A 12,929-nucleotide genomic window follows, 5' to 3' on the forward strand; every position below is an offset into this window, starting at 1 on the left:
TTCCTAACGCTTTTTCTTTTCTTTTGCGATGACCGCCAGAAGCTCGACCAGGGCCTTCAGCAGTGCGAGCACCGCCGTAAGAAACCTGATGACTTCCGTAGCGACCACCCCCTTCCGACCCCGCTGCGCTCCCGTATTGCGGAGAAGGAAGGGCTGCGATAGGGAGAACCCGCCAAACCCGTGCGGGTTCGGCTAAGCGCCAAACCCGCGAATCCGAGCATCTCACCTCCTTTAGAAAAACAAAAACTCACTCCGCATTACAGAGTGAGTTTTGGAGACCCCGACTAGAGAGTTTTGGGAAGTTACCTGCCAGGCAACGGTCTACCTGAAGCGAAATGTTACTTCTTCTTCGGGAGCCAAGCGGCGTCTACTTTCGGGTCGTCCCAGTCGTCGTAGAAGTCGCGGGAGTTCTGCAGGGGAATCGCGCCGGCTTTCTCCTGAAGAAGACTCACCAGCCCGCGGCTCAGACGGAAGCCGAGCTTCTCCCACGCCTGGAGGACGGAAAGGACTTCCGGACCGCTCATGTAATCGCGGCGCAGCCCGGCTATCAGGACGCCCACCGCGCCGGAAACCCTGAAACCCGCGGCGGAAATCCTCTTCCTCGCCTTTCCATCATCCACCAGCACCAGGTCGGCCCCAAGCTCGCGCGCGAGAAAGAGGCACCCGTCCTCCCCTCTGGGAAGAACCGGGCCGCCGTGCGGCTTGACTTCTATCCAGCCTGCCGCGATCGCGGCCTGAACTTCAGCGTAACCGGGTTTGTCCGGCTTGACCTCCCGAAAGACTTCCTGGGGAATAAAAACGACCTTCCACAGCTTTCGCAGAAGGTCGAGTTTCTGGACCACGGCCAGACCCACAAGGACCGAGGTGTCGGATATAACGATCACAGCAACCCCAGCTCCTTTAAGGCCTTCACGTCTTCCTTGTAGTGCTGCTCGGTGTACCTCGGCCCCAACCCGAGGCCGGTCACCAGTTCCCAGAAATCCATATAAGGCATTCCGGCCAGCAGGGCGGCGCTGCCCATCGAAAGGGCGCCTTCCGCATACAGGGCCACGGCCAGCCGGCGCTTGAGGCCCGGGACAGGATCCTGGCCTTCAGCCACGAGCGGAAGAACTTCGTCCGGCAGTTCCAAGGTTACTTTAGCCATGTTGAACACCCCTGCCGTCATTATACCACGCTCCCTTCGGTGAATTACATACTTCTTGCGATTTCAGCGGGCTATTTCACGGTGCAGTGCCCGGTGGCGCAGAGCACCGCGTCCGTCTGGGGGAACTTGACGCATCTGTCAGTCTCCACGAGCGCGCGCACGACGAAGGCGTGGCCGCGGTAGAAGCCCCCGGGACGGTCAAATTCATCCTGCTTAACAACGAGCAGGACTTTGCCGCCCGGCACGGCCACGAGAACATCCCAGACCCTGCGATCGACCGTAAGACTTCCGGGACCAATGTAAGCAGTCCGGGACCGGACGACCACCCGCCCTTCGAGGGCAGTACCGTTCCGGAAATAGCAAACTTCGTGCAGGTCGATCTTGTTCTCTCTGAGAAGCCTCATGGCTTCCCAGAGAACGTCCCCGGGGTTCCGGTTTTGAGTAATGGGGGCGTTCCCCACGTAAGGCAGCGCTCTGAGCACCCGCCGGAGCAAGGTGTAAAACCGTCCTGCGTGGACGCCGCCACCAAAGCACCGGCCGGGGAACTCGGCTCCGGGCGCGAAGCGCCGCAGCACTTCCGCCGCACGTTGCGCGCCATACGGGGCTTCCAGCAGACCTGTGACCAGCGCAACCGCGCCGTCCTGGCCCAAAGCGTCCCGGAGCGCGATCGCCAGGCTGCACACGTCCGCACCCCTCTTTAAAGTGCGGTGCGCGTTTTTGAGCGACAACCCTCTTTTACGGAGAGCGCGGTAGACATTGAGATACTCCTGGTTCAACATTTTAGACCTCCTTCGCCCCTACCCTTTCGAGCGCCGCCCCGTATTGTGTGCCCCGGCGGCTTCGGGACCGGGCAATTTTGCACTTTTTTTGAGAGAAAAAAGAAAAAGGCCCTCTTTTTGTCGAGAGCCTTTTAGACTGTTTCTCTTGTTCCGGCAAAACCCTGAAAAAGACAAGGCTTCGCCAGGGACTTTTATACCCCGCTCTTGCACAGAGCGGCTGATGATTCCTTCGCGAGCGCTTGAGCACTCGCTTGTGGAGACTTGAGGCAGGCGCTCGGGCACCTGCAGTTGATTAATAAAAACCCGGTTTCACTACTGTCTCAGGGACAAAATCCCTGAGCTGGGCACCGCAAGAGCGGCGCTTAACATTAAAATAACACCGCTATCTGGTAATGTCAAGAGGTTGTCTTGAAATTTTGGCAGATTTTTTCGCCCCACCAGACTGCAGCCTCCTCGTCCACCCTTCCGTCGGGGAGGTAGAACTTCAGCGGGCCGGAGACGAGTTCCTCGTCCAGGACGAGCCTGACAGGGAAGCCTTTAAAAGCGTCCGTGAAGGACTCGGCAACTACGACTGCGGGCTGCTTGAGGAGTGGGAGGAGTAAAAGGGGGTCGTCGGACTTCCTCAAGGTGAACACCTGGAGGCTCTTCTCCCCGTAGGAGAGCAGCCAGCGGTAGCCGGGCGGGTCCTGGGGAACAAGGCGGCAGTCCCGCGCCCTCTTAAGCCGCGCGTAGAGCTGCGCGACGGCGAGCTGCCTCAAGCCCGGATCAAGCGGGAAGGTGCTGCTAAGAGAGAAGACGTTCATCTCCCTCTCGCCTCTGAGTTTGTGCAGGTAAAGGTAGCCCGCCCGGTGGAGCGCCAGGAGCTTCTTCCGTGCCTTCGCGGGGTTGGGCCATAAATCCTGGAGGGTGAAGCCCGCGGCGGCCCCGCAGGAGGAGACTATCTCCTTCACGAGGGCCTCGCGCGGCGAAGACGGGACCCACTCCCGGAGCAAAACGGGGCGGGACTCGACAAGGTAGTACCTGGAGAAAGGGGACATGAGATCACCACCCTTCTATGCTCTCTTCGCCGCGCCCGCATCAGGTCGCGCTGCTTCGCCCTGCGCCGTTGCCTGGCGCAAGCCGGGCACCGCTTCTGGCGGTTGCTCGCGGGCGCGAACGGCCTCTTGCAGTCGGGGCAGAGTTTTTCCCGCTTCGCCACCTTCTGGCACCCCTTTTTAAGGGTAACGCAAAAGAAGGCCGTAGAAGCGTTTCTGGAAAATTTTCCCCTTTACGAACCGCCTTCACCGGAAAACCGCATCGCCGTAGGGCTTCCGGGCTTCGGGCGTCGCGCTTTGCCGTCACGCTTTTCGTGGGCAGGTATTAACATACTTGCCTCCCCCGAAATCGCGATTTCCCGGTTCTGTAAACCCGCACCACAAGCGGGTTTCAGGGCTGGGAAATTTTCCCCTTTCGTAACACTTAACCCTGCTTTGCCCTTTGCTTTCGCACGCGCTCCCTGGCCTTGTCTCTCTCGGCAGTCTTTCGGCAGAGGTCCGAGCAGTATTTCTCGAAAGAGTTCTTCGCCACGAACGGATTGCCGCACCGGGCGCACTCCTTCTCCCGCTTCTTCTTCGCCTCCCTCAACACCTGCCGGGCGAGTTTTGCCCTGGCCTTCTCCGGCGCCCGGCCCATCGATCCGTCCGGAGACAACGACGGCCGTTTAAAGAATGGTTCCGCCTCGTATTCCCGGTTGTAGGCATCCTGGAGTTCCGGTCTCAATAGGAGCACGGCGCTCTCGAACCAGGAGCACCGGTGTGCAGCATTGGCCGCCGAGAAGAAGGCGCACACCTTATCGGGTTCGGGCTCCAGAACGCAATAGTGTTTAATATCGCAAAAATCGCTCCGGTGGTTGGCACACTCGGAGACTGCTAACTTCCTGACCTCTGTCAGAACCGGCCCGGGCAGGTCGCCCCTCCGCAGGACCTTCGGCCCGTCATCTCCCGCCCGGTTCGCCGTTTCCGCCTCCCTCTCCCCCTTCCGGTCGCCGGGCAGCACCGACCACACATAGCAGTCCGGGCACAGGCAGGCCGCGCCGGGTGTTGAATCGCCGGTCAAAATCTTCCCGCACTTCCGGCAGCAGACCGCCTTCTTCGGCGTTTTTGTGTCGGTCGCGCCATCTTTCTTGATCACGGCGACGCAGCCGCAGCGGAAGCACCGGACGACCGCGGGCAGGTAGGCTTTCCGAACGAAAGAGTTGCAGTTCGGGCAGCAGACTTCGGTGAGCAAAAGAACAGCTCCTCTCTCGCAAAGGTTTCTCGTGAAACAAAAAGGGCCGGCGCTTAGCCGAACCCGTAAGGGTGCAGCGAAAAACCGGCCCTTAAGGGAGCGCACGCGCGTGCGCCTAAGACGCCCTTCTAATGACCCTGATGGCCTGGCCGTAGATGCGGCCGGCCCCATCTTCGAGCTCAACGTCCGTGACCACCAGGAGCACGGTGTCGCCCTTCCTGGGAAAAGCGTCGCGCATGTGGCGGCATAAAGCACTTACGCCGGGCTCGAGCTCGACGAATATCCCGTAGCGGACGACGCCCGTGACGACCCCCGAACGGTAGGCGCCCTTCGGGTGCCTCCTGGCGGCGTCCGGCCAGGGGTTGGGAACGAGGTCCTTCACGGACACCAGAAGCCGCTTCTCCTCGGGGTCGACGGACTTTACTTTTACGTCGAAGCGGTCGCCGGGCTGGATGTAGTCGGAGAGCTCGTCCACCCACCCGTGGGAGATCTCCCACACAGGGAGGACGGCCTCGACCCCGTTCACCTCGACGACGAAGCCCCTGGGGACCAGAACGCCGTTTCTGGGGCGGAGATAGGGGCGCCGGGCGACGGCCTCCACCACGTCCCCGGGCTTCAAGCCCTGCCAGACCTCTTTAGAAAGAGCGTCGATGACGGCCTTCCTGGAGGCGAGAAAGACCTGGTTCTCGAGGTCGATGCCGGTGACGACGAAGCAAACCTCCTGGCCGACCAAATTCAAAAGCCGGTTGCGCGCCCGGCGCTCGCTCTCCCCGACCTCGATTCCGGACTCCTGGAGGGGAATCAGGCCCCGCACGTCGCCCTTCTGGACGGTGAGGCACAAAGCCTTCTCAAGACGGGGCTCGTTGTTCTCGCCGCGAACCCGGAGCGCGAACTTCTCGACGCCCACCGCGGGCCAGGTGAGGACCATCCTGTTCTGGCGGGAAGCGTAAACCTCCGGCCAGACGTCGACGTGGAACTCCTTCTTTTCCTGAAGCATGAAAAGCATACCTCCTTTTTGGGATTTGGGAAAGTTTTTTAAAAAGATAAACAGGGACGCGGTGTATGCGCCCTTTTTTACGAGAGGCCACTCAAGGGTGGAAGGAGGTCACCAGAATTTGGTCGCGGTTTCCTGTGGAGAGTGGCTTTTTTCAAGCGCTTCTTTGAAGCCTTCGGGTGCGCCCGCAAGCCCGGAGGGTTCGGATGCTCTGCTATCGTTTCCGTCCGGGGGCCCTCCGTCAGCCTCCGGCTCCGGGCGCTTCTCCAAAGGCTCCGGGCCCTTTCCCTTAACAGGCCGGCCGGTCTCTTCCGGGAAGACCACTTTCACGTCTTTATTGGCCCGGTCCAGGGTGCTCCCCAGCGGGTGCTCGGTGTAGTCCAGCTTGTCGATGAGGGCGGGGGGCAGCCCGCCGAGGATGAGGACGGCCTTCTTTAGGTCAAGGCGCCGGAGCTCGTCGGGGGTCATCAGGTTGCGCGGGGAGGGTGAGCGCATGACCTGGACGTGCTCCAGGGTCATCGCCCGGTTCCTCACGGCAACGCGCTCGACGGTGCCCGTGCCCAGCTGGTCGGAAACGTACTTCAAGGTGCTCTGGTCGTTGCCCCCGAAGAAGAGCTGGGAGTCGCAGCAGGCGACGATCTCCTCCCACTCGTTGCCCGGGAAGCGGTCCCTCAGCTGGGGAAGGTCCTGGGCAATCAGGATCAAGGACAGCCCCCGGGACCTCACCGTGGCGATCTTCTTCTTGAAGTCGGGAATGATCCCGATGTTGCAGAACTCGTCGAGCACGAACCTGACGGGGACCGGGCAGGGTCCCCCGCGCCCGTCGGCCAGCCGCACCAGCTTGATGAAGAGAAAGGAGAAGAAGAGGCTGGCCAAAAAGTCAAAGGTGGAGTCGGTGTCCCGGACGCAGCAGAAGTAGGCGCACTTCTCAAGACCGGGAGCTTCCAGGTCGATGTCGGAGGCCCCGGTGAGTCTCTTGACTTCTTTGTTCTGGAAGACCTGAATCCTGACGCCCAAACCCTGGATCACGTCGGCGCGAACCCTCTTGTCGGCCTGGGAGAAGATGTTGTAAGGGGCTTTGGCCGGGTGGTCGGCGGACAAAGACCCGAAGGTGAGGTCGAGCTGGTCGAGAGAACCGCAGGAGAGCAGGGCGTAAAGGGACTCCATGTTGCGGTTCTCGGGCGGGTACTCGTTCACGACGTAGAGGGCAAGGGCCTTCAAAAGGTTCTGCTCGGCGCTGGTCCAGAACTGGTCGCCTCCCACTTTCTTGATACCCGCCACGGTGGTGTTGGCGATGATGACCTCGGAAAAGAGCTGGGCGTCGATGTCGTTCCTGATCACGCTCATCGGGTTCCAGCGGTCGGAGTTGAGCATGTCGATCAGGTCGAAGACTTTCACGGTGTAGCCCCGGCTCTCGAAAAAAGGCCTGGCGACAGGAAGAATGTCTTTCTTCGGGTCGGTGACGACGCATGACTCGTTTGATAAGGCGGCCTGGAGAAGGTTGGGCACGACCAGAGCCCTGGTCTTCATGCGGCCCGGGGGCCCCCAGACGATGACGTTCCTGTTAAGCCTGGGAGAATCAAGCCGGACGGGTTCGCCCTCCATCTTGCCGAAGATTATCCCCGGGCCGTGACCGAAGGAAAGGATCTTCTTCGCCTCGGCCTTCGTCAGCCACCTGGAAGTGCCGCACGAGGGGTCCTCGGTGAACTCCGGCTCCCTCTTCTTGATCCTGAAGAGGGAGGGGAAGGTCGCGCTCAGCTTGAGGACGACCACGAAGCCCGCGGCCCCAACGACAAGGTTGAGAAAGAGCCACCAGAAGAAGACGCCCTGGAAAGGAAAGACGGCCGCCGCGTAAAAAGGGTTGTGCAGCATTCTCTGCGACAGGGAGGCGTCTTTAAGGAAGACGCAGAAGGAGCCGAGTATCCAGGCGTCGAGGATATAGACGAGGAGGGCGACCAGGGCGATTTTCGCCCGGCGGGAGGAGAACAGGGTTTTAAGTTTCAGGGTCAGGGTGAGGGCGGCCCGCAAGGCCCGTCACCTCCCGGGTCGGAATCTTCGGGTTCGAAAGATTCTTCCATCAGTTCGCGGATGGCTTCCTGGAGGGAAGTTATCTCCGCAAGCTCTTCGGGCGAAAGAGCCGAAGGGTCGAAGGGGCAAACTTCGTAGCCCCACTCCTCAAGGACGGCGAACAGGTCTCTTTCTTCAAGCCGGGGCACGGGCAACATCTCCTTTCTTTTGGGTTACGGGATCAGAAACGGTCACGATCTCGACGCCCGGGAAAAGCTCCGCAAAACGGGCTTTCTGGGACTCAAGGCAGACGATGACGTTTCTGCGGCCCTCTTTCTCGCGTACGTGGTCAATATACCCCTGGAGGAGCCTGCGCTTAATCAGGTCGTTAGTGATTAAGACGGTGACGAAGGTGCTGCCTCTCTCCAAATCCGCAAAGGGGCGCGGACAAAAGGCAAAGCCGGGAAAGAGCTTCGCGGCCTCCAGGTGGAGCCGGTCGATGTTGTTCAGGATGGTCACGCCCTGCGGGTAAGGGAGGACGAAGAGCCTGGAAAGGTTCAGGTCTTTAAGAAGGTCAGGCGCATCGAAAGACGAAAGGGCCGCTTCGTGCCGACAGAGAACAACAGCTCCTGAAAGACCCCAGGCCCGAAGTGCGCTCCAGTCGCGTTTGAGGCTGGCGAGCGTGGAGTTGCGCACCTCACCGACAAGGTAGAGGGCGAGCGACCGGCCGTCTTTGCTAATGACCGCGTCAAACCGGGCGTTCCTATAGATGTCCCGGTTGCAGCGTTTCACTTCAAGGGCGAATTGGAACTGCCAGTTGGACAGGGCAAAGTAAACGTCGGCTATCCTGGCGCGGTGCTCCCACTCCCAATCCTGCCGAAGACGCAGAACTGGGCCATCAACATTCAATAAACGCAGGCCTTTTGCGGTGACCTGAAGATACCTGGCAAAGCGCCGCAGACAACCGCGCCTTTGAAGCACCTCCAACCGTTTATAGCCGTAAGTTTCTGTGTCAAAGAAGCGCAATGCCTGATCGGTGCGAAGCACACATCCCCTGGCAAGCAAACACATCAACGCTTTATCCCGTTCCGTTACTTCTGGATACCGCATACCGCGTTATCAGCCTTCCTTTTGCGAACCTCTCTTGCAACTCCTTCGCTCTGGCTAATGACTTCACCTAATCCATTTTTGCCTCAGTTGCAAGAGGCTCTAATGCCCGATCGCTGTAAGGTTTCCTTAAGCCAATTTTCGGGTCGAATTGAGGGGGTTGTTGAGAGGTCACTTTTCGACCCGATAGAAATTGAGTTTCTTCTTATGTTTATAGGCGATACAGCACAAACCGCGTTAATCTGTTAACTTTTGCGAACTGTCTCAGTTAACTGAAACGTCGAACGCGTTCAGGAGAGAGGGCAACACTTTTTCTTGGTCGGCGACAAAAATTTCTGTCCGGGGGTGTTTCTCGTCCACCTTTCCGATCACAGTAAAAATCAGCTGATCCCAGGAATCACCCTGGACGACCCCGGCGAACCGAAGCCCGTTGATGAGCGAACCGATCGCTCTATTGTCGGGATCCCATCGCCCTTTTCTTGGGAGATAGGTTACTATCAAACAGGCGGCTTTTTCGAAGAAGATCGTGCACCCGAGTTTTTCTGTAAGCGTTCTGACTGCTTCTGCAACAGGGTAGGTGTAAAAAAGCCGCAGGTGGCTGTTGTGCAGCACCTCGGATTTTTTAGGAAGATAGTCCTTAAGCACAACGCGCAGTACTCCGTTGGAGTAACTCGCCTGCGCCAGAACGGTCCGCTCTTCCGGCTTGAGTTCACCCCATTGCTCAAGCTCGTTTTCGACCTTCTCGAGCTCTTCCCAGACCGCGCACCGGAGCTTCTCTACCTCGACGTAATGCTTCTTTAAAAAATCCCTGGAGTGATCGAAGATCGACATCACTTAACTGCCCTCCCCTTCAACTCTTTTGAGAGCCTCCACCTCGAACTCCACCGTGGCTTCCTGGCCCAAAAACACAAAGGTCACCCGTGCCCGCTTCGCGTTCGCCCGCGTAACCACGCCCACCTGCCCGGAAAGGGGGCCTTCGACCACCTCCACGCGGTCGCCCTTCTTGATCCGGGGCTTGACGGCAGCGCTCATGAGTCTGTCCAGCTCCTCTTCCGTGACCGAACCCAGCGTCCGTGCTTTAGGGAACCCCGGGCGCACGTAGCCGTCCGGCCACCAGTCGGCCTCGACGAAGATGTAGCCCGGCGTCAGGAGCTCGCCGTCCCGCTCCGGGACCAGGATGCGCCCGACCCTGCCTGCCAGTCCGTCGTGTTTTCTCTTCTCCAGGTACTTTCTCACCTTGTTTTCGCTGCAGGGAGGGACCCGGACTGCGAACCATTGCATTGCGACGCACCCCCATTGAGGCCGATCTTGGCTCCGGTGGCGACGTGGTGTTTGCCTACGCAGAAACAGAAACCTGCCGGGCTGCGGACCACCGCGAAGTCCGGGGTTACCTGGATCACCTTGCCGCGTCTTCCGTAGCCTTCCCAGGGGTCGAGCCTCGCGTCGGGCCACGCGACTATCACGGAATCGCCGGGTTTTATGTTCCGGAAAAACTGGTCCGTTGCTTTATGCATTTCGTTTACCTCCTACCCCCGTCCGGGTTTCTCAGATGTCGAAGAAGGCCGCCGCGTCTATAACCGGAGCGTTCTTTTCGGAGGCCGGTTTCTTTGTGTTCTCCGGCACTGTCGCCGAGAGTGCATCAATTTTCCGCTCCAGGCGCGCCATTCTCTCCTCGATGGCCTCAAGCCTTGCCCCTATCTCCAGATACCTTACGGCGGTTGCCGCCCGGCTTCCCTCTGACAGTCTCCAGATCCAGTGGGTTACCGGTAAGCGCAACTCCAGTCGTTTCAAGCCTTTGCGCCTCATTTTCGGCCTCCTCTACCGGTAAAAGAGGCCGGTTCCGTTTTAAAAAGAACCGGCCTTACCGGTAAACCGTTGTCAAAAATGCCGTCCAACCCGCACTACATCAGGCTTTTCTTATACCGGTAATATCGTTTGCGACCTTACCGGTAAGATGGCTCTAAAAATGCCGCTCAAGCCGCGCCGTATCAGGCTTTTCCCGTGCCGGTAACAAACCTCAAAAACCCCTCCGCGTTTGCCCACTGGGGGTCGGGCAGGACCTCCGCCGCGGGGAACATCTCTTTCAGCTCCGGGAGGGCCAACGCGCCGCCTCCCGCCAGGTAGAACTTCGCCACGAAGTCGCCCCTCGTGCCGAGAGAAGCCAGCACGCGGTCGGCTATCGCCCGTGCAACGCTTTTGCGGGCCGCTTCCGCCACGTCCGCAAGATTGATTTCCCTGCCCCGGAAAGTCGCCTTCCCCGTGGAAGTAATTGTCTCCGCTGCAGTCAGGTCCAGGGGCGCGCCCGTCCTGGCCTCGAACTCGGCGGCTACGGCCTCCAGCATTCCAAAGACGCCGATCTCCACGCTGCCGCAGAGAGAAGAGACGGGCTTCCCCTGGAAACCTTTCATCTCCACGGTCACGTAGTCCGTAGTCTTGCAGCCCACGTCCACCAAACAAACCAGGCCGCCCTCCGGTAAATTAGAAACCGTGAGCAGCGCGCCCGCCCCCTGGGGATAGACGATCACCTTCCCGAAGGAGACGCGCGCGAACGGAGACCCGTTTACGGACACTTCGGCGTGCAGCGATTCCAGGTGCCTGCGGAGGACGTCCTTCTGAGTGCGGTAGTAGGCCACGGGAAGGCCGACCACTAACGTTGCCCCTGATTCTGCTCCCAGCAGCCTGGCGGCGGTGAGGATCAGCAGGTCGTGGTTCGGGTGTAAATGTTTCTCCCGGTCCAGGGTGAACGTCGCGCCCCGGCCTTCGCGGAGGGCCATCTCCCCCACGAAGTGCCTGGCGACGGTGCCGTCCACCTTCCTGACCGTGACAACGTGGCCCGTGCCGTTTAAGGAAAGGTCGGCCAGGGGCAATTCCCTGAAGGGAGCCACCACCGAGGGGATGATCGCCCGCCCGTTAAGAGAAACGGCTTTGGTGTGACTGTAGCCCACGTCGATCGCTATCTGCACGGCAACACGCTCCTTTCATAATTCGTAAGTTCCTTTCAAAAAACGGTAATGAATCACCAGGTTTTGCTATTTAAAGTTCTGTCAGCATCCTTATCGCGCGCAGGTCGCGGATGTCGACCACGCGCCCCATCTCGCGTAATATCTGCCTCCGCCCCGCCGGGTCCTGGACCGCGCTGGCCGGCGCAAGCACGTCCTCAAGCAGTCGCGGCGCGTACCTTCTTGATTCCGGGTCGAGTGCCCAGAAGACCACGTAAGGCCCAAGAACCTCGTGCAGCACGGCGCACTGCCGCACAAACTCCCACGACGAAAGCTCCTCGGCTCGGCCGCAGAAGACACACGCTCCGTCGAGGAAGTTGGTGCCTTCCGGAAAGAACTGCTCCGGCGCCTCAGTAAAGGCGACAAGGTCGAAGATGCTTAAGAAGGCCCGGGCGTAAAACCCTTCCGGCTCGGGCCATAAAGCCCAAAGAATCCTTGTCTTTTTTCTTGTAACCTTGCGCTTTACCGCGATAATTCTGCCGCCGGTCTTCTCCGCCTGCAGCGCCGCCGCGGCTTGCTTCAGTTCGGACAGGACGCCAGGGATATTGTCATCTTTCGCAACGGCGATCGTGGCCTTCTCTATAAGCCGGGAGAACCTGATCTGCGCGAGAAGCACGTTCCGGGGCACCTTCTTTCTTTGGCTTAAAAGGCGGGCATGTAGTTCGGTCGGTTAACGTTAACAGGGGTTGCGGGCCGCAAAAACTGCTCTACGAGAAACCTTAAATGGCGGGCGCTCCTGGCGAAGACCACGGGCACGTCGCGTTCTTCCCCGTATGTTTTTGCCTTCTCGTAGAGCTCAAGGCCGCAGTCCACGATTGCAATGATGTCCGCAGGGTCAGACCATGGCCTCACCGGGTTTGCGCCCAGCTTCGAGACCACGGAAGCGGCCTCTTCAAAAACTTTTTCGTTTTCGCAAACAAGCATAACGTTGTGCAAAATATCACCTCCGAGAAAAAGAAAAGGCCCGGCGTCTTGCCGGACCTCTTCTTAGTTGCCACGAACCTCTGGCTGACCCTCCAGTCGTTCTCGGAGCGCCGCCAGCGCGCTGCGGTGTATCTGGCTCGCACGCGCCTCGCCGACGTCGAACTTCGCGCCGATTTCTTTCAGCCTCTTGCCGAGGAAGTACCGCGACACTACCAGCGCCCGTTCCTGTTCTGGCAGTTTTGATACTGCATCCCTAACCACTATTCGGTCGACCAACAGGTCGGTTTCGCTCGGCCCGGACAGCCGGTTTTCAAGCTCCTCGATCGAGTAGAAAAGGTTTTCGTTTAATAGCCCGCGCAGTTTCTTGTGCTGCTTCCACAGGTTCCGCGGCACCCAAAACCACCTGCGGGCGGCGTCCAGGATAGCTCCCTTGAGCCTCTTGTGGGCATACTTGAGGAACGGCACGCCGCGCGAAGGGTCATATCTTTGCGCGAGCTCCACCAGCGCCACGACGCCCGCGCCTTCGAGTTCTTCGCGGACCATCCAATCCCGGGGCGCGACGTCATAGGCGAGTTGCCGAACATAAGGGAGATTCTCTAAGACCAACTGCTCCCAGTCGAAAGGTTCTTCGCGGACCGCAGTTGCCTGCACCACACGACCTCCTTGAAGTCTCATTTTAAGTCTCGAAAAAAACGAAACCCGGCGACCTT

The 12,929-nt window shown here is 59.5% G+C and carries 17 protein-coding genes; all 17 read right to left on the minus strand.

Features of this window, described 5'->3' with window-relative positions:
* Positions 1-338 precede the first annotated feature (338 nt).
* Entirely contained in the window at positions 339-884 is a 546-nt protein-coding gene (locus tag EDD75_RS01615) for a PIN domain-containing protein (RefSeq protein ID WP_123927063.1), read from the minus strand.
* Positions 881-1,165, minus strand: a complete 285-nt coding sequence (locus tag EDD75_RS01620) for a UPF0175 family protein (RefSeq protein ID WP_123927066.1) — start codon at positions 1,163-1,165, stop codon at positions 881-883. The genes EDD75_RS01615 and EDD75_RS01620 overlap by 4 nt, the downstream gene beginning before the upstream one ends.
* Positions 1,166-1,215: 50 nt before the next feature.
* Positions 1,216-1,923: a hypothetical protein gene (locus EDD75_RS01625; protein WP_123927069.1), complete on the minus strand. Its 708-nt coding sequence runs from the start codon at positions 1,921-1,923 to the stop codon at positions 1,216-1,218.
* A gap of 395 nt (positions 1,924-2,318) precedes the next feature.
* Positions 2,319-2,960, minus strand: coding sequence for a hypothetical protein (locus EDD75_RS01630; RefSeq protein WP_123927071.1), 642 nt, complete (start codon positions 2,958-2,960; stop codon positions 2,319-2,321).
* A gap of 421 nt (positions 2,961-3,381) precedes the next feature.
* Entirely contained in the window at positions 3,382-4,188 is an 807-nt protein-coding gene (locus tag EDD75_RS01635; RefSeq protein WP_123927073.1) for a hypothetical protein, read from the minus strand.
* 115 nt (positions 4,189-4,303) lie between these two features.
* Positions 4,304-5,185 carry a S1 RNA-binding domain-containing protein gene (locus EDD75_RS01640; RefSeq protein ID WP_170157655.1) on the minus strand — a complete coding sequence of 294 codons (882 nt, stop codon included), beginning with the start codon at positions 5,183-5,185 and terminating at the stop codon, positions 4,304-4,306.
* Between the two features lie 108 nt (positions 5,186-5,293).
* Positions 5,294-7,210, minus strand: a complete 1,917-nt coding sequence (locus tag EDD75_RS01645; RefSeq protein WP_211328039.1) for a VirD4-like conjugal transfer protein, CD1115 family — start codon at positions 7,208-7,210, stop codon at positions 5,294-5,296.
* Positions 7,189-7,398: a hypothetical protein gene (locus tag EDD75_RS01650; protein WP_123927079.1), complete on the minus strand. Its 210-nt coding sequence runs from the start codon at positions 7,396-7,398 to the stop codon at positions 7,189-7,191. Before EDD75_RS01650 ends, EDD75_RS01645 begins: the two co-directional genes overlap by 22 nt.
* The gene (locus EDD75_RS01655) at positions 7,385-8,299 is read right to left on the minus strand and encodes a hypothetical protein (protein ID WP_123927082.1); all 915 of its coding nucleotides are present in this window, start codon (positions 8,297-8,299) and stop codon (positions 7,385-7,387) included. The genes EDD75_RS01650 and EDD75_RS01655 overlap by 14 nt, the downstream gene beginning before the upstream one ends.
* 261 nt (positions 8,300-8,560) lie before the next feature.
* Positions 8,561-9,130 (minus strand): hypothetical protein, encoded by a 570-nt coding sequence (locus EDD75_RS01660; RefSeq protein ID WP_123927085.1) that lies wholly within the window; start codon positions 9,128-9,130, stop codon positions 8,561-8,563.
* Positions 9,131-9,577, minus strand: a complete 447-nt coding sequence (nusG, locus tag EDD75_RS01665) for a transcription termination/antitermination protein NusG (protein WP_123927088.1) — start codon at positions 9,575-9,577, stop codon at positions 9,131-9,133.
* A complete protein-coding gene (locus tag EDD75_RS01670) occupies positions 9,529-9,810 on the minus strand; it encodes a hypothetical protein (protein ID WP_123927091.1) in 282 nt (93 codons plus the stop codon). The genes nusG and EDD75_RS01670 overlap by 49 nt, the downstream gene beginning before the upstream one ends.
* A 31-nt stretch (positions 9,811-9,841) precedes the next feature.
* The gene (locus EDD75_RS01675) at positions 9,842-10,102 is read right to left on the minus strand and encodes a hypothetical protein (protein ID WP_123927094.1); all 261 of its coding nucleotides are present in this window, start codon (positions 10,100-10,102) and stop codon (positions 9,842-9,844) included.
* Between the two features lie 182 nt (positions 10,103-10,284).
* Positions 10,285-11,259 (minus strand): ParM/StbA family protein, encoded by a 975-nt coding sequence (locus tag EDD75_RS01680; RefSeq protein WP_123927097.1) that lies wholly within the window; start codon positions 11,257-11,259, stop codon positions 10,285-10,287.
* 70 nt (positions 11,260-11,329) lie between these two features.
* Positions 11,330-11,911 carry a hypothetical protein gene (locus EDD75_RS01685; RefSeq protein WP_123927100.1) on the minus strand — a complete coding sequence of 194 codons (582 nt, stop codon included), beginning with the start codon at positions 11,909-11,911 and terminating at the stop codon, positions 11,330-11,332.
* A 26-nt stretch (positions 11,912-11,937) separates the two neighbouring features.
* Positions 11,938-12,231 carry a hypothetical protein gene (locus EDD75_RS01690; RefSeq protein ID WP_123927103.1) on the minus strand — a complete coding sequence of 98 codons (294 nt, stop codon included), beginning with the start codon at positions 12,229-12,231 and terminating at the stop codon, positions 11,938-11,940.
* 51 nt (positions 12,232-12,282) lie between these two features.
* Positions 12,283-12,870, minus strand: coding sequence for a sigma-70 family RNA polymerase sigma factor (locus EDD75_RS01695; protein WP_170157656.1), 588 nt, complete (start codon positions 12,868-12,870; stop codon positions 12,283-12,285).
* Positions 12,871-12,929: the final 59 nt, after the last annotated feature.

The sequence above is a fragment of the Thermodesulfitimonas autotrophica genome (assembly GCF_003815015.1).
GTDB lineage: Bacteria > Bacillota > Desulfotomaculia > Desulfotomaculales > Ammonificaceae > Thermodesulfitimonas > Thermodesulfitimonas autotrophica.